At 69.3% G+C, this 24,312-nt stretch carries 22 protein-coding genes; 18 read left to right on the top strand and 4 right to left on the bottom strand.

The window, feature by feature from the left end; translation table 11 throughout:
• Window positions 1-112 precede the first annotated feature (112 nt).
• Together HJD23_RS00680 and HJD23_RS00675 are read left to right on the top strand one after the other, a co-directional pair.
• On the top strand, window positions 113-1,261 hold the full coding sequence (locus HJD23_RS00680; RefSeq protein ID WP_171133960.1) for a pectinesterase family protein: 1,149 nt from the start codon (window positions 113-115) through the stop codon (window positions 1,259-1,261).
• Between the two features lie 244 nt (window positions 1,262-1,505).
• Window positions 1,506-2,618 carry a chondroitinase-B domain-containing protein gene (locus HJD23_RS00675; RefSeq protein ID WP_171110101.1) on the top strand — a complete coding sequence of 371 codons (1,113 nt, stop codon included), beginning with the start codon at window positions 1,506-1,508 and terminating at the stop codon, window positions 2,616-2,618.
• A gap of 189 nt (window positions 2,619-2,807) precedes the next feature.
• On the opposite strand, the gene HJD23_RS00670 is transcribed toward HJD23_RS00675, so the two are convergent.
• Both HJD23_RS00670 and HJD23_RS00665 read right to left on the bottom strand, forming a co-directional pair.
• Complete coding sequence (locus tag HJD23_RS00670; RefSeq protein ID WP_171110100.1) at window positions 2,808-4,094, bottom strand: FAD-dependent oxidoreductase; 1,287 nt, start codon at window positions 4,092-4,094, stop codon at window positions 2,808-2,810.
• Between the two features lie 37 nt (window positions 4,095-4,131).
• Window positions 4,132-5,052 carry an ornithine cyclodeaminase family protein gene (locus tag HJD23_RS00665; protein ID WP_171110099.1) on the bottom strand — a complete coding sequence of 307 codons (921 nt, stop codon included), beginning with the start codon at window positions 5,050-5,052 and terminating at the stop codon, window positions 4,132-4,134.
• Window positions 5,053-5,188: 136 nt separating this feature from the next.
• Here HJD23_RS00665 and HJD23_RS00660 point away from each other — a divergent pair, with 136 nt between their 5' ends.
• The 16 genes from HJD23_RS00660 to HJD23_RS00585 all read left to right on the top strand — a co-directional run bounded on the left by HJD23_RS00660 (window position 5,189) and on the right by HJD23_RS00585 (window position 21,997).
• The gene (locus tag HJD23_RS00660) at window positions 5,189-5,881 is read left to right on the top strand and encodes a GntR family transcriptional regulator (RefSeq protein WP_171110098.1); all 693 of its coding nucleotides are present in this window, start codon (window positions 5,189-5,191) and stop codon (window positions 5,879-5,881) included.
• Between the two features lie 287 nt (window positions 5,882-6,168).
• Window positions 6,169-6,933 (top strand): amino acid ABC transporter ATP-binding protein, encoded by a 765-nt coding sequence (locus tag HJD23_RS00655; RefSeq protein WP_197973370.1) that lies wholly within the window; start codon window positions 6,169-6,171, stop codon window positions 6,931-6,933.
• Complete coding sequence (locus HJD23_RS00650) at window positions 6,923-7,567, top strand: amino acid ABC transporter permease (protein ID WP_171110097.1); 645 nt, start codon at window positions 6,923-6,925, stop codon at window positions 7,565-7,567. The genes HJD23_RS00655 and HJD23_RS00650 overlap by 11 nt, the downstream gene beginning before the upstream one ends.
• Window positions 7,564-8,217: an amino acid ABC transporter permease gene (locus HJD23_RS00645; protein ID WP_171110096.1), complete on the top strand. Its 654-nt coding sequence runs from the start codon at window positions 7,564-7,566 to the stop codon at window positions 8,215-8,217. The genes HJD23_RS00650 and HJD23_RS00645 overlap by 4 nt, the downstream gene beginning before the upstream one ends.
• 129 nt (window positions 8,218-8,346) lie before the next feature.
• A complete protein-coding gene (locus HJD23_RS00640; RefSeq protein ID WP_171110095.1) occupies window positions 8,347-9,198 on the top strand; it encodes a transporter substrate-binding domain-containing protein in 852 nt (283 codons plus the stop codon).
• Window positions 9,199-9,982: 784 nt separating this feature from the next.
• Window positions 9,983-10,372 carry a TMEM175 family protein gene (locus HJD23_RS43225; protein ID WP_240980578.1) on the top strand — a complete coding sequence of 130 codons (390 nt, stop codon included), beginning with the start codon at window positions 9,983-9,985 and terminating at the stop codon, window positions 10,370-10,372.
• Window positions 10,373-10,820: 448 nt separating this feature from the next.
• A complete protein-coding gene (locus tag HJD23_RS00630) occupies window positions 10,821-11,471 on the top strand; it encodes a GntR family transcriptional regulator (protein ID WP_171110094.1) in 651 nt (216 codons plus the stop codon).
• A gap of 62 nt (window positions 11,472-11,533) precedes the next feature.
• The gene (locus HJD23_RS00625) at window positions 11,534-12,322 is read left to right on the top strand and encodes a PIG-L deacetylase family protein (protein ID WP_232108114.1); all 789 of its coding nucleotides are present in this window, start codon (window positions 11,534-11,536) and stop codon (window positions 12,320-12,322) included.
• Window positions 12,319-13,029 (top strand): 4-carboxy-4-hydroxy-2-oxoadipate aldolase/oxaloacetate decarboxylase, encoded by a 711-nt coding sequence (locus HJD23_RS00620; RefSeq protein WP_171110093.1) that lies wholly within the window; start codon window positions 12,319-12,321, stop codon window positions 13,027-13,029. The genes HJD23_RS00625 and HJD23_RS00620 overlap by 4 nt, the downstream gene beginning before the upstream one ends.
• Window positions 13,026-14,135: a 4-oxalomesaconate tautomerase gene (locus HJD23_RS00615; RefSeq protein WP_171110092.1), complete on the top strand. Its 1,110-nt coding sequence runs from the start codon at window positions 13,026-13,028 to the stop codon at window positions 14,133-14,135. The genes HJD23_RS00620 and HJD23_RS00615 overlap by 4 nt, the downstream gene beginning before the upstream one ends.
• Entirely contained in the window at window positions 14,132-15,082 is a 951-nt protein-coding gene (locus HJD23_RS00610; RefSeq protein ID WP_171110091.1) for a catechol 2,3-dioxygenase, read from the top strand. Before HJD23_RS00615 ends, HJD23_RS00610 begins: the two co-directional genes overlap by 4 nt.
• A gap of 125 nt (window positions 15,083-15,207) precedes the next feature.
• Window positions 15,208-16,536 carry an aromatic acid/H+ symport family MFS transporter gene (locus tag HJD23_RS00605; protein WP_171110090.1) on the top strand — a complete coding sequence of 443 codons (1,329 nt, stop codon included), beginning with the start codon at window positions 15,208-15,210 and terminating at the stop codon, window positions 16,534-16,536.
• Window positions 16,537-16,641: 105 nt separating this feature from the next.
• Window positions 16,642-17,073 (top strand): SpoIIE family protein phosphatase, encoded by a 432-nt coding sequence (locus HJD23_RS00600; protein WP_346770297.1) that lies wholly within the window; start codon window positions 16,642-16,644, stop codon window positions 17,071-17,073.
• A 480-nt stretch (window positions 17,074-17,553) separates the two neighbouring features.
• Window positions 17,554-18,948, top strand: coding sequence for a CapA family protein (locus HJD23_RS00595; RefSeq protein ID WP_171110089.1), 1,395 nt, complete (start codon window positions 17,554-17,556; stop codon window positions 18,946-18,948).
• A gap of 36 nt (window positions 18,949-18,984) precedes the next feature.
• The gene (locus HJD23_RS00590) at window positions 18,985-20,715 is read left to right on the top strand and encodes an iron ABC transporter permease (protein WP_171110088.1); all 1,731 of its coding nucleotides are present in this window, start codon (window positions 18,985-18,987) and stop codon (window positions 20,713-20,715) included.
• 46 nt (window positions 20,716-20,761) lie between these two features.
• Window positions 20,762-21,997 (top strand): ABC transporter ATP-binding protein, encoded by a 1,236-nt coding sequence (locus HJD23_RS00585; protein ID WP_171110087.1) that lies wholly within the window; start codon window positions 20,762-20,764, stop codon window positions 21,995-21,997.
• Between the two features lie 7 nt (window positions 21,998-22,004).
• Here the strand turns inward: HJD23_RS00585 and HJD23_RS00580 are convergent, their stop codons facing one another.
• Both HJD23_RS00580 and HJD23_RS00575 read right to left on the bottom strand, forming a co-directional pair.
• Complete coding sequence (locus HJD23_RS00580; protein WP_171110086.1) at window positions 22,005-23,000, bottom strand: LysR family transcriptional regulator; 996 nt, start codon at window positions 22,998-23,000, stop codon at window positions 22,005-22,007.
• A gap of 99 nt (window positions 23,001-23,099) precedes the next feature.
• The gene (locus HJD23_RS00575; RefSeq protein ID WP_171110085.1) at window positions 23,100-24,215 is read right to left on the bottom strand and encodes an extracellular solute-binding protein; all 1,116 of its coding nucleotides are present in this window, start codon (window positions 24,213-24,215) and stop codon (window positions 23,100-23,102) included.
• Between the last annotated feature and the right edge of the window lie 97 nt (window positions 24,216-24,312).

The following is a 24,312-nucleotide window of genomic DNA, read 5'->3' as shown; positions in this document are numbered from 1 at the left end:
GCTTGCCGCACCGTCGGGCCGGGGCGCACCCGCCGCCCCGGTCCCGCACCCCCACGGCGAGGAAAAGAAACCGACGTCCCCAGCACGACCCGCACTGCGAAGGAACACCCACATGGCCTCACCCAGCCGCCTCCGACTCCCCCTGTCCAGAAGAGGTTTCCTGCTGGCGACCGCCGGCGCCGGTGTCGGCGCCGCACTCGGACTCGCGCAGGTCCCCGCGGCAGCATCCACAGCCGCCGCGGCATCCCGCCCGTTCGGCGCCTACGGCTCCCCGTCCGAGCGCCTGAACGCGCAAACCCTGTACGTCGACCCGTCCGGCCGGGGCGACTTCACCTCCGTCCAGGCCGCCGTGACCGCCACGAGCGGCAGCGGCTGGACCCTCGTCATCGCGCCGGGCACCTACCGGGAGACAGTCTCGGTCGACCGCGCCCGCACGGAGATGACGTGGATCGGCGCCGGCGAGGGCCCGCGCGACGTCGTCATCGTCTTCGACAACGCGGCCGGCACCCCGAAGCCGGACGGCTCGGGCACCTACGGCACCACCGGCTCGGCCACCACCACCGTCCGGGCCGACGGCTTCACCGCCCACCGGATCACCTTCGCCAACGACTTCCTGCGCGCCGACCACCCCGAGATCGCCGGCACCCAGGCCGTCGCCATCAAGGTGCAGGGCGATCGCTCGGCCTTCCGCCACTGCCGTTTCCTCGGCGGCCAGGACACCCTGTACGCCGACTCCAACTCGGCGAGCCTCTATGCCCGCCAGTTCTTCTCGCACTGCTACGTCGAGGGCGACGTCGACTTCGTCTTCGGCCGGGCCACGGCCGTCTTCGAGCACTGCCACTTCCGCACCCTGAACCGCACCGACCTGTCCGGCCGCCCGTACGGCTTCGTCTTCGCCCCCTCCACGGAGGCCGCCAACCCGCACGGCTACCTCGTGACCCGCAGCCACATCAGCAGCGAGGCCCCGGACGGCTACTACAAGCTGGCCCGTCCCTGGGTGCCCAGCTCAAGCACCAGCGTCCGCCCGATGCTCACGGTGCGCGACACCTGGATGGGCGCGGGCATCGACGCGGTCGCGCCCTACGCCAACATGCGGGCCGAGCACCCCTGGCAGAACCAGCGCTTCGCCGAGTACGACAACTTCGGCCCGGGCTCCGTCGTCACCGTCCCCGAGAACCGGCCCCAGCTCACCGACGAGCAGGCCGAGTCGGCGACCCGAGCCGCCTGGCTCGGCGACTGGCGGCCACCGGCGGCGTTCTGAGACGCGCCGACGGGCTCTCCTCACCGGCGACGCCGGCGGGTTCTCCCGCTCGCCGGCGTCGCCGCGGCCTGATCCCCGCGCAACGTCTGCACCTCAAGACCTGGCCCGACCTCGGCCATGTCTTCGTCGATCGCAAGCGGGACGAGGTCCTCACATGGCTGGACCGCGTCCGCTGACCCCTGCCCGACCGCACGAATCCCCATCCGCAGGACTCCCCGACCGCACGACGAAAGGACCGCACTCCATGTCTCGTCGTACCGCTCTCACAGCCGTCGCGGCGCTCTCGCTGGGCCTCGGCATCGCCGTCCTCCCCACCCAGGCCCAGGCCGCGACCGTGGTCGTCAGCAACTCGACCGACCTGTCCAACGCCCTCAAGAACGCCACGCCCGGCACCGTCATCCAGGTCCGCGGCGGCACCTACTACCCGTCGGCCACCCTCCAGTCCACGGCCAACGGCACGTCCTCGTCGCCGATCACGCTCACCGCGTACGGCTCCGAGACCGTGAAGATCGACGGCTCGAACCTGCCCGCCGGCGCCTGGATCTTCAAGCTGAACGCCGACTACTGGGACGTCTCCGACATCACCTTCCAGAACGCCCCGGACAGCGCGGTCGTCTGCAGTTCGTGCACCGGCACGAACTGGAACAACATCAAGACCATCAACGGCGGTGACTCCGGCTTCACGCTCACCGGCGACGGCACGGTCGACAACACCGTGAGGAACATCGACTCCTACGGCCACTACGACGCGGCCAACCACGGCGAGAACGCCGACGGCATAGCCGTGAAGTACGGCTCGGGCACCGGCAACCTGATCACCGGAGCTCGCCTCTTCAACAACTCCGACGACGGCATCGACCTCTGGTCCTTCTCCTCCCCGGTCACCATCGAGCACACCTGGGCCTTCGGCAACGGCAAGAACCGCTGGTCGGACTCGGCCTTCACGGGCGACGGCAACGGCTACAAGCTGGGCGGTGACGGAGAGGTCGTCGCGCACGTCGTCAACAACTCGGCCGCCTGGGACAACGCCGGTAACGGCTTCACCGAGAACTCCAACGCCGGCGCCATCGTCATCAACCGCACCACCGCCTACGCCAACGCCAAGGTGGGCTACTACTTCGCCACCGGCTCTGCCAGGCTCGGCAAGAACCTCGCCGTCAGCAACGGCGGTGGGCAGGTCAACAAGGGCTCGTCGGTCATCTCGCAGGGCAACAACTGGGACCCCGGGATCGCCACCCCGAGCTTCCGCTCCACGGACGCCTCGACCACGTACAACGCCCGCCAGTCCGACGGCTCCCTGCCGGCCACGACGTTCCTGACCACGGGCAGCACGACCATCGGCGCCACCATGGACTGAGGGCCCGGGGGCACGGGTCCGCAGTCGACCATCTGAAGAAGGCCGGCGCCGAGGTGAACCTCGGCGCCGGCCACATTTGTTCCGTACTCGGTCCCGCATGGCATGAGCCGAACCCGACGTACTTCGTTTGGCCGGGCCGGGCCGGGTCTGGCCCGTCGGTCCGGCCCGGGGAGCGAGCCGGGGTTCGCGTCAACCGTCTGCCGTGGTCCGGCCACGCCGGGAGACGAAGCGCCGTGGAGAGAAGGGGCGAGCCGCGCGCGCCACCTCGGCTCGCCGCCGGTCTCCGGCGACCTCCGCCGCGATGATGTCCGCGGTCACCGGCGCCAGGGTCACCCCGAGCATGCTGTGCCCGCTCGCGACGAGAACGTTCTCCCTGCCCGGCAGCGGCCCGATGACCGGCAGCCCGTCGGGCGTCATCGGGCGCAGCCCCGTCCAGCCCCGTGGCTGTGACTCCAGGGGGAAGTCCGGCAGGTAGGCGCGGGCGGAGTGGGCGATGCCCCGCAGCCGGTGCGGATCGATGGTCGCGTCGGAGCTGCCGAACTCCATCGTTCCGGCGAACCGGAGCCGGTCCGACAGGGGAGTGACGGCGACCTTCGCCTCGCCGAGGTACACCGAGTGCCGCAGGGTCACCGAGCCGCTGGTGTCGTCGAACCCGTACCCCTTGCCCGGCTGGATGGGCAGGGGGTGTCCGGCCAGCCGCGACAGGCGGCCGGTGTGCACTCCGGCCGCGAGGACGAACAGGTCGCCGTGGACCTCCTCGCCGCCGGCGAGCACCGAGGTCACGGTGCGGCCCCGGGACCGGATGCCGGTGACCCGGCTGTCGCGGAGGAACCGGACCCCGAGTTCCCGGCAGCGGCCTTCCAGACTCCTGACCAGACTCGCGGGGTCCACGTGCCGTTCCTGCGGGCAGTGCAGGCCGGTCAGCACCTGCCTGCCGAGGGCCGGTTCCAGGTCCCGGAGTTCGTCGCCGGAGAGGGGGACGGCGGTGTGGCCGATCCGCTCCATGGGCGCCGTCGCCGCCCGGTACTCGTCCATGGTGTGCCGGGTGGTGAAGACCAAAAGCTGGCCCGTGCGGTGCTGCTCGAAAGGTATGCCGTCCTTCTCGTACTCGTCGAAGAGCCGAAGTGTGCGCTTGTTGAGGCAGGTGAGCGCCTCGACGCCGTACGCGAAGTCCCGGGGATTGCAGTGGCGCAGCATGCCGAGCATGAAGCGCACGTGCTCGGGACGAGGAGAGGGGCGCACGTACAGGGGGCTGTCCCTGCGGGCCATCCACCGCAGGGCCTTTCCGAGCATTCCGGGCGCGGGCACGGGAGTCGACATGATCGGAACGATCCACCCGGCGTTGTGCACGGAGGCTCCGGCCGCCCCGTCGTGAGCAGCGTCCACCACGGTGACGGCGAGGCCGTCCTGGGCGAGCCGGTGGGCGGTGGCGAGCCCGATCACGCCCGCACCGACGATCACTGCGTTGTCTGTCATCGTTGTCCTTCCCGCGGAGCGCGGATCGGGCTCCGGGTCAGACGAGGAACTTGTCGGCCAGGAGGCGAGCGAGGGCCCAGTCCTGTACGGCGACCCCGACGGACTTGAACACCGTCCGCTTACCGTGCTCGATGCCGGGGGTGGTCAGCGCGGTGCCGAGCTCCGTGAGGGCGTCCTTGGTGATGGCCCCGGCCTCGAGGGCGTGGATGACCTCGCCGGACTCCTCCAGGATCGCATCCAGTTCGTCGACGACGACCGTGCTGCCGGCGAGCAGTTCGTCGGGCAGTTCCCGCATGGTGGGACGGTACGCGCCGATGGCGTTGACGTGCACCTGCGCGGGAAGCGCCGACTCGGGGAAGAGCGGGCTGGTCGCGTTGGTCGCGCAGCAGACGATGTCGGCCCCCCGGACCGCCGACACCGCGTCGGTCGCGGTGAGCAGTTCCACCCCGGCCAGTTCCGGCGCCAGTCGCCCGACCAGGTCCTGCGCGCGGCTCAGATCGGCGTCCACCACGGTCAGCCGGCTCAGGGGCCGGACCGTGTGGACGGCGCGGACCTGGTCGGGTGCCTGTCCGCCGGCGCCGATCAGGGTGAGCCGCCCGGCCTCGGGCGGGGCGAGGAGGTCGGTGGCGACGCCGACGACCGCACCGGTGCGCAGGGCCGTCACCGCTCCCGCGTCGGCGACCAGGTGGTCCAGGCGGCCGGTCTCGCTCCAGACCACGGTGCCCGTGATGGCGGGCTTGCGCTCGAAGTTCACGCTGAGCGTCTTGAACATGGCGGAGGCGGTCGGCCGGTGATGAGCCGACATCACCAGGAACTGCCCGGCCCGCAGCGCGGTACGGGTGGGCATCTCGAACTCCCCGCCGGCCAGATCGACGAAGGCCTGCCGTACGGCGTCGATCGCCTCCTTCATCGTCACGGCCTCGCGGATCTCAGGCTCACCGACGGTCATCGCCTTCATGGCACTCCACTTCTTCGTTGGGCGACTCCTCGACTGCTTCTCGGCAGGAGGAGCGCGCCAGTAAGGTATTACACCTTACGCATCACGGCAAGCGGAGGAGTCGTAGCCACCTGAGGTTCTGTGTTATGCATTGGGCATGACTACTTCTCGTCCGACAGGGGCGTCCGCGAGCGGTGCGCAACTCAAGTCGGTCAGCCTCCGCCAGCAGGCGCGGGAGGCGCTGCGCACCCGGATCGTGCTCGGACAGATCGAGCCCGGTCAGGTCGAGAGTGTCATCAACGTCGCAGCAGAGCTGGGGGTCTCGGTCACGCCGGTCCGCGAGGCCATCATGGACCTGGCCAACGTGGGCATGGTGGAGGTCATCCGCAACCGGGGCTTCAGGGTTCCGGTGCTCACCGACCACGATCTCGAAGAGATCTTCCGGGTGCGTACGATGCTGGAGGTCCCCGCGATGGTCGAGCTCGCCGAGCGTGCCGACCGGGCGCCTGTGACGCGGTTCCGGGAACTCGCCGAGCAGATCACCGACGCCGCCCGTGAGGGGGACCTCGTCGCCTTCCTCGACCGGGATCGGCAGTTCCACCTCGGGCTGCTGGAGCTGCTGGGCAACCGTCGCCTCGTGGCCATGGTCGGTCAACTGCGCGACCAGGCGCGCATGGAGGGCCTGCAAAAGCTCGCGGACCAGGGGGAGCTGACCCAGTCCGGCGAGGAGCACATCGCCATCGTGGACGCCATCGCCTCGGGTGACGCGGAGCTGACCGCGGAACTCATGCGCAAGCACCTCACCCACAGTCGCGGCATCTGGGCCGGCCGGGTGGAAGACGGAGCCTGACCCTTTCGGGAACCGGTTCGACGTCCCCGGTCGCCCGCTGCGCCGCGGGCGAGCTTCCATGCGCCTGCCCGTTGTACGTGTACCCGCCCGCTATGGGGTGCCCGTGCGATCGCAACACGATGGTGATCCGAGCGCCGGATTCGGGCCCTTGACAGCCACCGGCCCGCCCCCGATGCTCAGTGAGGTATTACACCTCAGGCCTGAGCGGTTCGGCCTGTCCGCCAAGCCCGTGCCTGTGCCGGGCCCGGCCACCGGTCAACGGATGGCCCAAATCGGAGACAAGAACCTTGGCAAGCAAGAAGAAGGCCATCGAGCTCGAAAACGTCGTGAAGCGATTCGGTGACCACACCGTCGTCGACAACGTGTCGCTGTCCGTGGCCCAAGGCGAGGTCGCCGCCATCATCGGTCCGAGCGGCGCCGGGAAGAGCACGCTGCTGCGCTGCGTCAATCTGCTCGAACGGCCTGAAAGCGGCACCATCGTCGTCGTCGGCACGAGCATCGACGCAGGCAGTCAGATCAAGTCCAAGGACCTCGCGAAGCTGCGCAGTGTCGTCGGCATGGTGTTCCAGTCGTTCAACCTCTTCCCGCACCTGACCGTGCTGCGCAACATCACGCTTCCCCAGGAGCAGGTGCTCGGCCGCAGCCCTACGGAGGCCCGCGGGCGCGGTCTCGCCCTGCTGGAGCGCGTGGGGCTGGCGGACAAGGCCGACCAGTATCCGAACCGCTGTTCAGGAGGCCAGCAGCAGCGCATCGCCATCGCGCGCGCCCTGGCCCTCGACCCCGAGGTGATGCTCTTCGACGAGCCCACCTCCGCCCTCGACCCCGAGCTGGGCCTCGAGGTACTGAACGTGATGCGGGAACTCGCCGACGAGGGCATGACGATGGTGGTGGTCACCCACGAGATGGAGTTCGCGCGGGACGTCTCCGACCACCTCGTCGTCATGGCCGACGGGGCGATCATCGAAGAGGGCAAGCCCGCCGACATCTTCGCGGAGCCTACGCACGCTCGGACCAGGCAGTTCCTCAGGGCGGTGGACCGCGATGGGGTCTGATCTGGTTCTCACCGTACTCAAGGGTGTGCCGACGACGCTGCTGCTGACGGGCGTGAGTCTCGGGATCGGGATCGTGGGCGGCCTGCCGTTCGTCGTGGCGCGCGTCTCGGACCGGCGGCTGCTCCGCGTCCTGTCCCGCTCCCTGATCGAGGTCCTGAGGGGCATCCCGCCACTGGTGTGGCTGTTCATCATCTACTTCGGTCTGGGTAACTCGCTGCCCGGCATCGAGCCCCTTCAGGCGGCGATCGTCGGCATGGGCCTCATCTCCTGCGCCTACATGGCCGAGATATACCGCGGCGGGCTCGCCGCGGTGCACCACGGGCAGTGGGAGGCCGGAAGGGCCCTGGGCATGAGCAGCGTGGCGATCGTCCGCAAGATCATCGCCCCGCAGGTCTTCCGTATCTCGGTGCCGGCGACGGCCAACTACGGCATCGGCCTTTTCAAGGACTCGTCGGTCGCCTTCACCCTCGGCGTCACCGAGGTCCTCTACTGGGCGAACGAGCGGTCGCGTACGACCGGTGACGCGATCAAGCCGTTCCTGGTCGCGGCCGTCGTCTACATCGTCCTGTCGGCGGTCTGTGCGGCGCTGTCCCGCTCCCTCGACAAGCGCCTGCAGCGAAGGGTGGCCCGATGAGCTTCCTCACCGACTGGACGGATGCCTTCCCCCAGCTCTGGGACGGCCTCAAGGTCAGCGCCCAGCTGGTCGCGGGCAGCCTCGCCCTCGGTATGCCCCTGGGGCTCCTGCTGGCACTGGGCTCGGCATCACGCGTCGTACCGGTCCGCTACGTCGTCATCGCCCTCGTCGAGATCGGGCGCGGCACCCCGGCCCTGGTGATGCTGCAGATCGTCTACTTCGGTCTGCCGGAACAGGGGCTCTCGCTGGAGGCCTTCGTCTCCGCGACGCTGGCCCTGGCTCTGACCACCGGCGCCTATGCGAGCGAGATCATCCGTGGCGGCCTGCAGTCCGTACCGCAGGGACAGTTGGAAGCGGCGGACGCCCTCGGCATGAGCCGTTTGTCCGTGCTGCGCTTCATCGTGATACCCCAAGGGCTGCGAGTCGCCATCCCCGCCCTCATGGGTCTGTCCATCCTGATCTTCCAGGCCACCTCACTCGCCTACTCGATCGCCGTGCCCGAACTGCTGGGCGCCGCGTACTCGTACGGCTCCTCCACGTTCAAGTACCTGAGCGTCCTCTCCCTCGCGGGCCTCATGTACCTGGCCATCACCATCCCCGCCAGCTGGCTGTCCGAGCGCGTCGAGCACCGTCTCGCCCGGCACGTCTGACACCCCGGACGCCCTGGCTGCCACGGATCCGGCCCGTGGCACAGCACCGACCGACAGAGCCGGAACCCATAGACCCCGGGACAGGAACGCGCACCCGTTCACCCGGTCACGGAAACACCAGGGAGAAACATGAACAGCAAGTTCCCCGCAGCGATGGCCGCCGTCACCCTCCTGGCCGTGGCCACTCTCTCGGGCTGTGGCGGCGAATCGGCCACGACCAGTGTCAGCGCCGACTGCAAGCCCAAGCACGAGTTCAAGACCATGAAGGACGGCACTCTCACCGTGGTGAGCTTCGACATCCCGCCGTTCACCAAGGTGGAGGGGAACGACCTCATCGGCGTCGAGGGGGACATCCTCAAGGCCATCGCGAAGATGGAGTGCCTCACCCTGTCGGTCAAGGCCGCCGGCGCCGCCGCCGTCATCCCGACCGCGCAGGCCGGACGGGCCGATCTCGCGGCGGGAGACTGGTACCGCACCGCCGAGCGAGCGAAGGTGCTCGACCTGTCCGACCCGCTCTACCTCGACGACATGGCGCTGGTGTCGGAGGAGGGCGTGTCGGCCATCCCGGACCTCAAGTCCAAGGGACGCACGGTCGGGACGGTCGAGGGCTACCTGTGGGTCGCCGACCTCAAGGACTACCTCGGCGGCAAGCTGAAGACGTACCCCTCGGGCGTGAACTGCTACCAGGACCTTGAGGCCGGCCGCGTCGACGTGTGCGTCGACGCCTATGGCGCCGCCGTGTACACGACCAAGGGAAAGAATCTGAAGGTCGAGAAGGCCAAGCCTTTCGACAAGGTCGCCGCTTCCGTCGAGGCTGCCCAGTCCACCTTCCCGATGCCCAAGGGCCACGAGGACATGCTGAAGGCCATCAACGAGGACATCGCTGAACTGCGGAGCAGTGGTGAACTCGCCAAGATCTTGACCAAGAACGGTCTGGATGCCTCCGCGGCCGAGGTCGGAGAGCCGCGCCTGATCGGCTGACCAGGATCTTCGGACGCGAGTCCACGCCAAGGCCGCCATCGACGTCGCGTGCTGGGACCTTGCTCGGCAAGGTCTGAGGGAAGCCGGTCGCCGCTCTGCTCGGCAGGTGTGCTGCAGGAGGACTTCCCGCTCTGTGAGGCGGTTCCCCTGACGTCTCCGGAGGAGTGGCCGACTTCGTGCCGTCGAGGCCATGACCGACCTTCCGGTGTTCATAGAGCAGCCCTGCCGTGAGACCGACGACTGCGTCTTCGCATCGGCGCATTTGTACAGCGTCCTACGCCGAGCGCTCGGGCTCGGGACGAGCGGGAGCCTCCACATCGGTCGCGGGGCGGCGTTTGCGCTGGCTGCTGAGTCCACGCAGCGTCGCCCCCGCTCAGGTGATCCTCCTGCAGCTTGCGGTTGGTGGCGGTGCTCGTTGCCCCGAGGCTTGTGGCGTTGGTGTTGCAGGCCCGGCGACAAGGGACGGAGACTGCACGCGAGGAGGTTCTCGCCGTCGGCGAGGCGTTCGCGAACTCTCCGGTGATCGTAGAGGCGCAGGACGGCCCCGATCCGTCCGCCGTCCTGCGGCCGCGCGCCAAGGCAGCCAGTCGCGGGCGGGCCTCGACGGCATCGTGTGTCGATGACGGAGGGGATTCGGATCGCCCACCCCGATCCGAAGCCGCTGTCGTCGGCGATCTAGGTGGTGACGCCGTATGAGGCCCACGCCCATCGGGTGACGATCGCGGGCGTGCCCCGTGTGTTGTATTCCGATCGGCGTGTCGGCGCTCCCTACCGTCGTGAGCATGTGGACATCGAACCCGGACGGCGGGCGCAAGCGGTTGGTGGCGCTCACGAGGGTGTCTTCGCCATCGCCATCACGCTGCTCATGCTGGATCTGGGCGTCCCGCGGGGGCTGACCGGGCGGAGAAACACGAGGCGCTGCGGGAGCTGCTTTTCGGACCTCGGCGCCTACGCTCTCAGCGTGGCGGCGCTGGGCAGCGTCTCGGGCGACCACCGCAGGATCTTCCGCACCGTGCGGGAGATCGACGGCCAGGTCATCTCGGTGTCCCCGCTCGACCTGGATGCCGTGGCGCAGCTGCCCTTCCACACCGGGCTGGCCTCGACCAGTGGGACGAACCCGCCTCGATCGCGATCTACGACGCGGCGGTCACGGCTCTCGGCGCCGCCCACGTAACGCGCTGGTCGCCTTCCTGGCCGAACGCCGTGGCTGCGCGGGGACGTCACGCCCGTGGGCGGCTTCCGGCCCTATGCCGTCGATCTGGGCGCGACGGTGGCGGTGTTCCTCCTCACCGTCCCGCTGACGCCGGTGGGGCAGCCGCCGCGTGGTGGTGGCTCGTCCTGGCCCCGCTCAAGGTCTTCCTGGGCCGACGCGCCCGCAGGCGCGCCGGCCGCTGACCGCCCCGCTCACGCGTCCACGGTCACCGTGTTCCTGTCGAGGGTTCCGACGGCATCACTGTGGAGCTTGTCGGGGGCCGGAACCAGTGCGACGTCATGCCCCGCGATCCGGCCGAGCGGCCCGGTGCTTGACGCGCGTTCCACTCTCCGAGATCTGGCCGACAAAATTGTTGACAATTCTGTTTGGCTAGATTTATTTTCGACAAGCACTCGTTCAGGGAGGGCACATGCCGAAGGAAGCCGGTCCGAGCACCGGGGAGCAGGCCAAGCAGCACGCGCTCGCGCAGCTGCGGCAGGCGATCCTGCACGGCGAGATGGCACCGGCGCAGCGGCTGGTCGAGAACGAACTCGCCGAGCAGTTCGGTGTGACACGGGCCAGCATCCGTGCGGCACTCATCGACCTGGAGGCCCAGGGCCTGGTCGAGCGGATCCGCAACCGCGGCTCGCGGGTGCGGGTGGTGAGTGTGGAGGAAGCGGTCGCCATCACCGAGTGCCGCATGGTGCTGGAAGGGCTGTGCGCGGCGAAGGCGGCCGTCGCGGCGAGCGACGAGCAGCTGACCGAACTGGCGGACCTCGGGGCGGCGATGACCAAGGCCGTGGCCGACGGCGAGCCGATGACGTACTCCGAGCTGAACCAGGAACTGCATGCCAGGATCCGGGACTTCTCGGGTCAGCGCACGGCCGTGGAGCTGCTGGAGCGGCTCAACGCACAACTGGTGCGCCACCGCTTCCAGCTGGCGCTGCGGCCGGGTCGACCGCAGCACTCCCTGAGCGAGCATCTGGCGATGATCGAGGCGATCAGGGCCAGGGATCCGCAGGCGGCCGAGGCGGCCGTCCGCGCCCACCTCACCAGCGTGATCGAGGCGCTGCGCGACTGACACATGGGGCTGTCGGTACATGGGGGGCGGGCGTACACCTGTCCATCAAGGAGTTTTCAGCAATGACCCAGGCCAACGCGCCCTCCCTCACTGTCGGCTTCGCTCAAGCGGGGGGACCCCCACCCCCACCGCGTTCCACGCTCGTAGTGACCGCACATGCCGGGGACTTCGTGTGGCGGGCGGGCGGCGCTATCGCCCTGGCCGCGTCCCGGGGGGAGAAGGTTACGATCGCCTGTCTGACCTTCGGGGAGCGCGGCGAGTCCGCCAAGGCCTGGCGCGAGGGCAGGAAGCTGGAGGAGATCAAGGCGATACGCCGCGACGAGGCCGAGCGTGCCGCCGCCGTCCTCGGCGCCGAGGTCCGCTTCTTCGACGCCGGCGACTACCCGCTGACCGCCACCGCCGAGCTGACCGACCAGCTCGTCACGGTCTACCGCGAGACCCAGCCCGACGTCGTGCTCACCCACCCCACCGAGGACCCGTACAACGGCGACCACCCGGCCGCCAACCGCATGGCCCTGGAAGCCCGGATTCTCGCGCAGGCCATCGGCTACCCCGGCGACGGCGACATCATCGGCGCCCCGCCGGTCTTCTACTTCGAGCCGCACCAGCCCGAGATGAGCGGTTTCAGGCCCGAGGTCCTGCTCGACATCACCGAGGTGTGGGACACCAAGCGGGGGGCCATGGAGTGCCTCGGCGCCCAGCAGCACCTGTGGGACTACTACACCGACCTCGCCGTACGCCGCGGAGTCCAGCTCAGGCGCAACGCCGGACCCAACCTGGGCCTGGCCCACAAGACCATGGCCGAGGCCTACATGCGTCCCTTCCCGCAGATCGCGAAGGAGCTGGCATGAGCGGCGTGATCGTCACCGACCCGCCGAAGGCGGAACTGAAGGACGTCGACGCGCTGGCCCGCTTCGGCGTGGCGACGGTGAGCGAGGCCATGGGCCGAGCGGGTCTGCTGGGCCCGGGGATCCGCCCCATTCAGCAGGGCGTACGGGTCGCCGGTACCGCCGTCACCGTGCTGAGCTGGCCCGGCGACAACCTCATGATTCACGCCGCCGTGGAGCAGTGCGGCGAGGGCGACCTGCTGGTCGTCACCACCACCTCGCCGTGCACGGACGGCCTGTTCGGCGAACTGTTCGCCACCGCCCTGCACCGGCGCGGGGTACGCGGTGTCGTCACCAACACCGGCATCCGCGACACCCAGGAGCTGCGCGACATGGGCTTCGCCGCCTGGTCGCGGGCGGTCTCCGCGCAGGGCACCGTCAAGGCCACCGGCGGCTCGGTCAATGTGCCGGTCGCCGTCGACGGGCAGGTCGTCCGCCCGGGTGACGTGATCCTCGCCGACGACGACGGTGTCGTGGTCGTACCGCGCGAACACGCCCGCGCGACGGTCGAGAAGGCCGAGGCCCGCGAGGCGAAGGAGGCCGCCACCCGCGCCGCCTTCCTGGAGGGCCAACTCGGCCTGGACCGCTACGGGTTGCGCGAGACCCTCGTACGCCTGGGCGTGGTGTACAAGTCGTACGACGACTACGCACGCGACGGAGAACCCTCGTGACCGGGTCCGCGGAGGTCCGCTGCACGCTGATGCGCGGCGGCACCTCCAAGGGCGCCTACTTCCTGGCCACGGACCTCCCCGCCGACCCCGCCGCACGCGACGAGCTCCTTCTGCGCGTCATGGGCAGCCCGGACGAGCGGCAGATCGACGGCCTGGGCGGCGCTCACCCGCTCACCAGCAAGGTGGCCGTGGTGTCGCCGTCGGCCGACCCATGCGCCGACGTCGACTACCTCTTCCTCCAAGTCGCCGTCGACCGCCCGGAAGTGAGTGCACGTCAGAACTGCGGGAACATCCTCGCCGGGATCGGCCCGTTCGCCGTGGAGCGCGGGCTCGTCCCGGCGGGGGAGCAGGAGACCTCCGTACGGATCCGCATGGTTAACACCGGCGACCTCGCCACCGCGACCTTCCCGACCCCGGGCGGCCGCGTCGACTACACGGGCGACGCCGAGATCTCGGGTGTGCCCGGCACGGCGGCCCCCGTGGTGATCGAGTTCCCGCCCGGCACCGGAAAGCTGCTGCCTACCGGCAACGTCCGCGACGTGCTCGACGGCATCCCCGTGACCTGTGTGGACAACGGCATGCCGACCGTCCTCGTCCAGGCCGCCGACCTCGAGGTCACCGGCTACGAGGCGCCCAAGGACCTGGAGGAGGACGCAGCACTGGCCGACCGGCTCCATGAACTCCGTCTGAAAGCGGGCCACTTGATGGGCCTCGGTGACTTCTGGGACACCACCGTCCCCAAGCTCACCCTCCTGGCCCCACCCCGCCACGGCGGCGCGGTCACCACACGCACCTTCATCCCGGTGCGCTGCCATACGTCCATCGGCGTGCTCGGCGCGGCGAGCGTCGCCGCCGGCCTGCGCATCGAGGGCGGCGTCGGCGCGGAACTCGCGCAGCTGCCCGCCGACGGCGACCGCGTCCGTATCGAGCACCCCACGGGATTCCTGGACATCGACAGCAGCCTCACCACCGACTCGGCGGGCCTCCCCACCGCCCGCCGCACCGCCGTCGTTCGTACCGCCCGCAAGATTTTCGACGGCACCGTCTTCCCCAGGTCCGCCGAGACGGCCCCACTGCCCGCACGCACCCCCGGAGGCCCCCGATGACCCCGCCGCTCGGCGACATCGCCCACATCGGCCACGCCCAGCTGTTCACCCCGGACCTGGACGGCAGCGTCGCCTTCTTCACCGACTACCTCGGCCTGACGGTCAACCAACAGGACGGTCGCACCGTCTACTTGAGGACGTTTGACGACTACGAGCACCACAGCCTCGTCCTCACCGCGCGCGAGCAGCCGGGCCTCGGCCGGCTCGCCCTGCGCACCTCCAGCGAGGAGGCACTGCACCGCCGTGTCAAAGCGATCGAGGAGGCGGGCGGCTCGGGCACGTGGGTCGAGGACGAGCCCGGCGTCGGCAGGTTGTACCTCACCACCGATCCCGACGGACACGAGCACGCCCTGTACTGGGAGAGCGAGTACTACCAGGCACCGGACGAGCTGAAGCCGGCGCTGAAGAACCAGCCGCAGGCCAAGCCCAACAGGGGAGTCGGCGTACGACGGCTCGACCACATCAACTTCCTGGCCGCCGACGTGCTCGCCAACGCCGAGTTCCAGGAACAGGTGCTGGGGGCCCGGCCCACCGAGCAGATCCAGCTCGACTCCGGGAAGATCGCGGCCCGTTGGCTGACCTTCACCAACAAGTCGTACGACGTCGTCTACACCTCCGACTGGACCGGCTCCACCGGCAGGCTGCACCACATCGCCTTCGCGACCGACACCCGCGAGGAGATCCTGCGCGCCGCCGATCTCGCCATCGACACGGGCGTGTTCATCGAGACGGGCCCGCACAAGCACGCCATCCAGCAGACGTTCTTCCTGTACGTCTACGAGCCCGGCGGCAACCGCATCGAGCTGTGCAACCCGCTCACGCGGCTGGTGCTGGCCCCGGACTGGCCGCTGATCACCTGGACCGAGGCCGAGCGGGCCAAGGGGCAGGCGTGGGGCCTGAAGACGATCGAGTCCTTCCACACCCACGGGACACCACCGGTTGCCTGACCGGCCGTCTGGGCTGGACGCAAGAGCCGCCCGCTGAACTGTCGATGAGATTGTTGACAAAAACGTTGACCATTAGCGGGCGCCTCCTTAACGTCTGGCGCACTACGCACGAGAGGTAACCAACGATGTCTCCCTCACCCTCCCTGACCGCCCGCGTCGGAAGACTGGCCGCGCTGGTCGTCGGCCTGTGCTGGCTGGCCGTCCTCTTCGACGGCCTCGACATGTTCATCTACGGCTCGGTGCTGCCGCACATGCTGGAGCAGAAGGCCCTCGGCCTCACGCCGGACCAGGCCGGTGACCTCGGCAGCTACGCCACCTTCGGCATGCTGGTCGGGGCGCTGACCGCGGGCACGGTCGCCGACCGGATCGGCCGCAAGAAGCTCATGGTCGCCTGCGTCGCGCTCTTCTCACTGGCCTCCGGCGTGTGCGCCCTCGCGGGCGGCGTCGGCGTCTTTGGCCTCGGCCGCACCCTCGCCGGTATCGGCCTCGGCGGTCTGCTGCCGACCGCGATCAGCATGGTCTCCGACTACGCCCCCCGCGGCCGCGGCGCTCTCACCATCGGCATGCTGATGACCGCCCACCACGCCGGCGGCATCCTCTCCGCCTACGTCGCCCTGTGGGTCGTCGAGCCGCTCGGCTGGCGGGCCGCCTTCTGGATCTGTGTGCTGCCGCTGCTCTTCGTGCCGGTGCTCGCCGCGTTCCTGCCCGAATCGCTGAGCTTCCTGGTCGCCAAGGGCCGTACCGAGGAGGCCACCAAGCTGGCGAGCCGCTACGACGTCGAGCTGCCCGCCGCCAAGTCCGACCGCCCGGCCGCCGCCGACCGCTGGAACAGCCTGCTCAACCTGTTCCGCGGCGGCGAGTGGACCCAGACCCTGCTGTACTGGCTGGCCTCTTTCGGCGGTCTGCTCCTGGTCTACGGTGTCGCCACCTGGCTGCCCACGCTGATGCGCAGCGAGGGCTACAACCTCGGCTCGGCGCTGACCTTCGTGGTCCTGTTCAACCTCGGCGGCATCGTGGGCATGCTGGTTGCCGGCCGGGCCGCCGACCGGTTCGGCGCCCCGCGCATCTCGGCGATCTGGTTCGCGCTGACTGCCGCCGGGGTCTTCCTGCTCAGCGTCCACATGCCGCTGGCGCTGACCTTCACGGTCGTCTTCCTGACCGGCGTGTTCCTCAACAGCGCCCAGACCATGATCTACGCGACCGTCTCCATCCGCTCCCATCCGGACAGCCGTGCGACCGCCGTGGGCTGGACTTCCGGCATGGGCCGCTTCGGCGCCGTCTTCGGCCCGTGGCTCGGCGGTCAGCTCCTCGCCGCGAACAAGGGCGACTGGGGCTTCACCGCCTTCGCTCTCGCAGGCCTGTCCTCCATGGTGCTCATCGGCGTCGCCGCGCTGCGGGGCTCGCGGCCGATCGCGCGCAGTGATACCGACCAGAAGCTGATCGGCGCCCACTGATCGGCCGCCGGCGAGAACGGATGCGGCCCACCGCAGGGGATGCGGTGGGCCGCATCAGGCATATGGACTGATGACGGCGTCACACGTATCGGCTGATGAGCTGAGGTGCTCCCTACGGAGACGGTCTCACGTACTGTGACGGCAGATGCCCACTGCGTTCGCCGTGGGTGCGCGCTTGCGGGCACCACCGAGACGCCCACGCGCCCGGGAGCACGCCGCCGAGGACGAGAGCGCGGCCATCACAGGCGCCGCCTGTCTGTACGGGATCTACGCCCCGGGCACCGGCCGCTGCACTGTGCCCTTGGCCGATCACGTCACGCCAGCCCCGCCCTCGTCCATCCGGGCGAAGTCGTCACCTTCCCCACCGTTCCCGTCTTCCCACCCCTGGGCCTCGCTTCCGGCGTACCGAACGAGACCGCTGATCTGCACGTGCTCGCCGGCAGTCGGCTCGCCCTCCATGCCGACGGACTCGTCGAGAACCGCGAGCGCGCTCTCGACACCGGCCTCGAACACCACTCCCGTTCCGCGGGCAGGTAGACGACCTGCGGAGGCTGTCCATCCTGTCCGGCCCTGGCGACCTGTTTCGCTGCGTCCAGGGGGCGTTCTCCTTCGGTCCGCGAGCTCGCACCACCACCAACTCCTTGTCGGCCCCGACGTTATCGGTCAGGACAGACTCGACCTGGGGAACCGCGGGTCCTGAAGGAGCACCCCACCCACGGCCGTTCGTGATCGCGGTTGTGGTGGCCAGGACTGGGCTGAGAGCTGGCAGCCCCGCCCTGCGGAAGGACGACTGGACCGATGTACTCGTCGCCGGGCGACCGGCGCGCTTCCGGCACCGACGGGGCGCGGCGTCAGCCGGTGATAACCGTCGCTGATAGGCGGAGTAGGAACCGTGGACTTCTCGGGGTGTTCGGCGCCGACCTAACCTGACGAAAACCCGATGCCAGAGGGTGTCGCCGCGTGGCCGTGTGGCCGCGCGCGGCTGCGTCCAGCATTTCGGAAGGAAGTGCAGGTCTTATGTCCCAAACCGCCGAATGGTCGGTCGCGATTGCCGGCGAGTGCATGGTGACCAGGCCGTTCTCGATGCACTCCGAGAAGGAATTCCTGGGTATTCGCGAGCTGTTCACCGGAGCCGATGTCGCTTATGCGCATCTGGAGATGAACTTCGGGCGCTTTTCGGAAGTCTACCCGGCCCGCGGTGACTGGTATGGCAGTTATATGCTGGCCGATCCCGGCATCGCGCAGGAATTGCGCTGGCTCGGTGTGGACGTGATGTCGACGGCGAACAACCACAGCCTGGATTTCGGTGCGAAAGGCGTGTTCTCCACGGCCGAGGCCCTGCGGGGCGCGTACCTGGCGTTCGCGGGCACCGGCCGGGACCTGGACGAGGCACGGACCCCTTCCTTCGTCGAGACGCCCCGGGGCCGCATGGCGTTGATCTCGACGACCTCCGGCAACCGCCCGCACGAGTGGGCGGGCCGTCCCAAGGAGACCATGGCGGGCCGCCCGGGGATCAACCCACTGCGGGTCACCACGACGTACGTGGTGCCGCCGGAGGCCGCGCGGCACCTGAGGTCCGCGGCGGACCGGTTGGACCTCCTGCGCACGAGCAAGGACTGCAAGCCGGGCAAGACCGGTCGCAGGCTCTCGGCGGACGAGTTCCAGTACAACCTGCCGGGAGGCCAGTCGGCCGCCGGCGAGATGGTCTTCCGCGAGGGCGACACGTACGAGATCCTCACCGAATGCCACCCGGGCGATCTGGAGGGGAACCTGCGCTCGATCCGGTCGGCGGCCGCCATGGCCGACCTGGTCATGGTCGCCCACCACTTCAACATCTCCGAGGGCCCGCGCGGCGACCGGCCGCCGCGCTTCGTGAGGGAGTTCGCCCACCGCGCCATCGAGGCCGGCGCGGACATCTTCGTCGGGCACGGGTGGCACAAGACACTCGGCATCGAGATCTACCAGGGCAAGCCCATCTTCTACGGACTGGGCAACTTCTTCGCCCAGTCGGAGTTCCTGGAGCGCGTTCCGTACGACAGTTACGAGACCTGGGGTCACGACGTCGATGCCCTGCCGACGCTCACCCCCGACCTGCACCCCCTGCACCCGGGGCTCGACACGCCCTCCAGCACGTGGTGGAGTTCGGCCGTGATCGACGTGCGCTTCACCGACGGCCGGCTCGCCGAAGTCACCCTGCACCCCGTCGAGCTCGGCCGCGAAGTCTCCAAGGAGGCGAAGATCACCCGTGGCACCGGCAAGGCGGCGCAGCACCCGTTGACCGAAGGGCGGCCGCTGATCGCGGACCAGGTCAACGGCGCCCGAGTGCTGGAGCGTTACCAGCAGCTGTCCGCCGAGTACGACACGTCGGTCGAGATCGACGGGAACGTGGGCCGGGTACGGCTCGGAGAGTGACAGGGCACGGCCACGGATCAGGAGGTTGCGCGACGCATGGTGACGCTGACTCAGCAGGAGACCTCCCGGCCCGGCGAGGGCAGGATGCCGGTCAGGGGGCAGTGGGCCCCCCGGGTCCTGGTGGCCCTCGTGGTCCTGCTCCTCGCCGTCCTGGTCTTCCTCCCGACCGCTCTGGTGTTCGTCCGCGCCGTCTCGGAGGACCCCCGCAACCCGCTGTCCACGTTCACCCTCGAAGCACTGGTCGACTCGTACGGCTCGGCCCGGATCTGGCGCGTACTGGCCGAGACCATGGCCATGTCGTTGACGTGCGGAATCCTGGCCACGGCTCTGGGCGGGGCCCTGGCCTGGATCCTGGCCCGCACCGACGTACCCGCGAGGCGCACCTTCGAACTCGTCGTGATCGCACCGCTGTTCCTGTCGCCGTTCATCGGCGCGCTGGCGTTCCTGGAGCTGGGCGCACCGCGCACCGGTCTGCTGAACCAGCTCGCCCGGGACATCGGGCTGCCCGGATGGGTGTCGATCAACGTCATGACGTTCGAGTGGCTGATCGTCATCCTGGCCCTGCACTACGTGCCGTACGGCTATCTCCTGGTCTCCGGAAGCCTCCAGAACATGGACGCGAGCCTGGAGGAGGCCTCGCACATGAACGGGCGGGGGACCCTCCAGACGGCACTGCGCGTCTCCCTTCCGGCCATCCGGCACGCGACGCTCTCGTCCGTCATGTTCGTCACCATCAGCGCGACCGGCATGTTCTCCGTGCCGGCGCTGCTGGGCGCCAAGATGTCCTTCCACCCGCTGGCCGTGACGGTCTACCGCGCCACGAACGGCTACCCGAGCGACTACGCCCTCGCCGCCGCCCTGGGCACGATGATGGTGCTGCTCAGCGTGGTCGGCCTGTGGCTGTACCAGCGGGGGCTCAGGCAGGCGTCGAGGTTCGTCACCGTCACGGGCAAGTCCCAGAGCAGGAAGCGGATACGCCTCGGCAGAGCCAAATACGCGGTGATCCTGCTCCTCGTCGGTTACGCCCTCGTCACCACCGTGCTGCCCTACGCCGCGCTGTGCCTGCGCGCCTTCAGCACCTCCACCAACCTCGACGACATCCACCCCACCACCCGGATCGTCAGGGACGTCCTGGCCACACCCGAGCTGAAGAACGCACTGGCCAACACGGTGATGGTGTCCGTGGCCACGGCCCTGTGCGCGGTGGCCGTGGGCATCCTGACCGCGTACGTCACGGAGCGGATGCGGCACCGCGGTTCCGGCTTGCTGAACGCCGTGGCGATGTCGCCGCTGGCCGTTCCGGGCATCGTCTTCGCCACCGGGGTGTTCGCCCTGTACCTCGGCACGCCGCTCTACGGCTCGCTCACCATCATGGTGGTGGCCTATGTGGCGTCGTACCTGCCGCACGCGACCCGCGTCATGGGCAACGGCTTCGCGCAGATCGACAAGTCCCTGGAGGAGGCGTCCCGGATGTGCGGTGCCGGCCAGGCGCGCATGATGTCCACCATCCTGCTGCCGCTGCTCCGACCGTCGATGGCCGCCGGCGTGATCATGGTGTTCCTGTTCACGGTCCGCGAGATCAACACCGCGATCCTGCTCTACACGCCGGACACCATGCTGCTGTCCATCCTGTCCTTCAACTACGCCCAGCAGGCCTCGCTGCCGGCGGCGGCCGTCGTGGGGCTCCTGGAGACGGTGCTCATGATCGCGTGGATCGTCGTGATGCGGGCCCTGCTCCGGCCCGGCAAGCTGCACCAGCGCGCTTGACCCGCACGGACAACGCCGTAGACACACGAACGAGGTGAACAGATCGATGAACGAGCCGCACCGCAACCCGGCGCCGGACCAAGGCCTGGTGGTGAGGGGACTCTTCGCCGACTACGGCCGTACGACGGCGGTTTCGGACCTCGGTCTGGAGATCGGCCGGTCCGAGTTCGTCACGCTCCTGGGCCCCAGCGGCTGCGGGAAGACGACGACACTGCGCTGTGTCGCCGGGCTGCACACCCCGCGCTCGGGGGAGATCACCCTGGGCGGTCAACGGCTGTACTCCCGGGGCGTCAACGTCCCGCCGCACAAGCGGGACATCAACATGGTGTTCCAGTCCTACGCCGTGTGGCCGCACATGACGACCCTGCAGAACGTCATGTACGGCCTGAGGGCGCAGAAACTGCCGAAGGCGCAGGCGCGGGCCAAGGCCCAGCAGATGCTGGAGCTGGTCGGCCTCGCGGAGTTCACCGGCCGCAACGCGACCGACCTGAGCGGCGGACAGCAGCAACGCGTCGCCCTCGCACGGGCGTTGGCCACCGAGCCCGGCCTGGTCCTCATGGACGAGCCGCTGAGCAACCTCGACGCCCAACTGCGGGCCAGGATGCGTGACGAGATACGGCAGATCCAGCGCCGTACCGGGATCACGGTGCTCTATGTGACGCACGACCAGTCCGAGGCCCTGTCGATGTCCGACCGGGTGGTCGTGATGAACCGCGGCGTCATCCAGCAGGTCGGCGACCCCTGGGCGCTGTACCACCGGCCCGCCAACGGATTCGTGGCGACGTTCGTCGGCGAGGCCAACGTCGTTCCGGGCGTCGTCGCCGGGATCGGGACCCGGACCTTCTCCGTGCGGGTCCCGACGCTCGGACCGGACACGGTGCTCGACGTCGCCCGCGCCACGGCGGACGACTGCCCGGCCGTGGGCGAGGCGGTCTCCCTCGTCTTCCGCCCGGAATGGGCGCGGGTGTCGAGGGAGACGGAGCCCCTTCCGACCGCTCTCGACGGCAACGAGTTCCGGGCCCGCCTGGTGGCCAGCGAGTTCCTCGGCGACCACTTCGAGCGCACCTACGAGGCCGGGGAGCACCGGCTGCGCGTCCAGGCCGTCACCGGACCCACCTCCCGGCCCCCGCGGATCGGGACCGAACAGGCCCTGACGGTGACACCGGAGAACCTGACCTGGTTCCCCGCGGACGACGCCGGGCCGCGCGAGGCCGGTGACGGTGAGGCGGCCGCGGACGAGGACTCCCCCTCCGCGGTGCCGACCGAGGTCATCGGCGGCTGACCCCGGCTCAGGCGGGTACCGGCGTCGCGGCGCGGGGTGACGGGCTCAGCGAGGACTCGACCTTGGCCGGCAGCATGCCGAGGAAAACCCGCGCCGCCTGGGCGACCGCGCGATCGGGCGGGGCCAGGATGACCGCACCCCGCAGGAGGGGAAGCCCCGGCGCGGACACCACCCGCAGGAGTCCGGCGCGCAGGTCCTCCCGCACGCAGAACTCCGGCAGCACGGCCAGGGCCAACCCCCGGGTGACGTACGTGCGCATCGCCTCAAGGCCACGTGATTCGAGTACGACGTGCAGTGAGGCGCCGACCTTCTCGGCCCAGCGTTCCACCAGCTCGCGGCTGCGCATCCCGTCCGCGAAGGTCGCGAAGTCCGTGTGCGCGAGGTGGGCGATCCGGTCGATCCGGGGGAGGGCGTGGATGCGGTCCTCAGGACGGGCGTAGAGGTACATCCGCTCCTCGATCGTGCCGAGTGCGGGGAACTCGCTCGGTGCCGGATAGCGGCAGATGCCGAGGTCCGCGCGTCCCTCGGACAGGGCTTGTGTGCACGCCTGCCGCGACGGCTCGTGCTTGATGACGACGCGGACGGACGGCGCCGTCTCCTTCATGGCCATGACGGCCTCGACGAGCAGATGCTTGATGTGGTCGGAGTCGCTGACGACCGTGAGGGTCGAGTTCTCCGGCAGGTCCTTCATCTGCTCCAGCCGCTGGTGGAACAGGTCGGTGCGCGTCAGCACCTCCTCCGCGAACGCCAGGAACTCCCGCCCGGCGGCGGTCAGTTCGGACCGGGCTCCCTGGCGGCGTTCGAGCAGGGTGCAGCCCAGCAGGCGTTCGAGGTGGCGGATCCGCTGGGAGACGGCGGGCTGGGTGAGCGCCAGTTCGGCGGCCGCGGCCCGGAAGGACCCGGCCCGGGCGAGGGTCTGAAAGGTGAACAAATGGTCGAACGTCAGGCCCGAGACGAGCCTTTGACGGCTGGTGTGACGCCAGTCGCCGCTGGGGAACGCCATCTTCTCCTCCTGTCGCCGGGAATGGCGCGAACCCGGAAGTGGGCGGCTCCCGCAGGGCCCACTCCCGGGTTCGCGGATCTCCGGAAGGTGAGTTGGTGGTCACTTGCCGAGAGTGGCGTTGACCTTGCTGACGAAGTCGGCGAACCCGTCTCCCTGCAGCTCGGGTTGGGTGGCCATGCCGTACCAGACCTCGGGCTCGGCGTACCACGGCTCCTTGGCTATGGCGCGCTCGTCCGCCCAACCAGTCCGGGTGCCGGTACCCGTGCCGTAGCCGGCCATGAGGTCGTGCCCCTCGTCGGACGTCGCCCACTCCATGAACAGACGGGCGGCGTACGGGTGGGGGGTCGCCGTCGGCAGCCCGATCATCCAGAGGGCGGCGTTGGTGGGCTTGGGATACGCGTACTCGATGGAAGCACCGTCGGCGATGTAGTCGTTGTACAGGGTGTCCGTGCCGAACGTCACCGCGTACTCGCCCTTCACCAGCTGCTCGGCGATGGGGATCTGACTCTCGAAGAGGGCCGGATCGTTGTCGGCGACTCCTTGCAGCCACTTCCACCCGTACTTGTCGGACTGGTGAAGGATCACGTTGGCGTAGTTCCCCGCCGTGGTCGCGCCGCCGGTGTCGCCCAGCGCGATCTGGCCCTTGAACGAGGGATCGGTCATGGCCGCCAAAGGATCTTCGCGCAGCAGCTCCTCCTGCTCGGGTGTGGTGACCTTCGTGTTCCACACCACGGCTCCGATGCTCTGGTGCAGCGGGTAGACGAGCCCCGTGAGCCCGGTGCCCGGCAGGACCTTGGCGAAGTCGTAACCGCCGTAGTTCGCCGTCCTGTAGTCCGTGATCCAGCCCTTGTCCTCGGCGTCCTGCCAGAGTTGGTACACGTTCTGGATGACGATGTCGGCGTTGTCGACGCCGCCGCTCACTTCCTGGGCCCACTTCTGGAAGAGGGTCGTGCTGCCATCCCGGTAGAGCTTGACCTGGATGCCGTACTTCTTCTCGAAATGCTCCACCCAGGCCGTGGTCGACTTCTCCGTGGTGGCGGCGTAGAGACTGACTTCGCCCTCCTCCTTCGCCTTTGCCACCAGGGCGTCCATTCCGCCCGCGTCGGCGGCGTTCTTCGGCAGGTTCTCGGAGCTGCCGCTGCCCGAGCTGCCGCAGCCCGCCGACAGCAGGGAGAGCGCGGCCGCGATCCCGACGAGCACACTTCTGAATTTCATGCTGACCAGCCTCCAACTCCGGGCCATGACCAGGGGAAAAGCCGCAGATGCCCGTAACCCGCCAGAAACAGTAGGGGGGTCGTTTCAGGGCTGGTAA

It is taken from the genome of Streptomyces sp. Z423-1, from assembly GCF_013009255.1.
In the GTDB taxonomy this organism is placed as follows: Bacteria; Actinomycetota; Actinomycetes; order Streptomycetales; family Streptomycetaceae; genus Streptomyces; species Streptomyces gossypiisoli.
The sequence above is the reverse complement of the archived record's forward strand: the minus strand, read 5'-3'. Positions and strand labels throughout refer to the sequence as shown.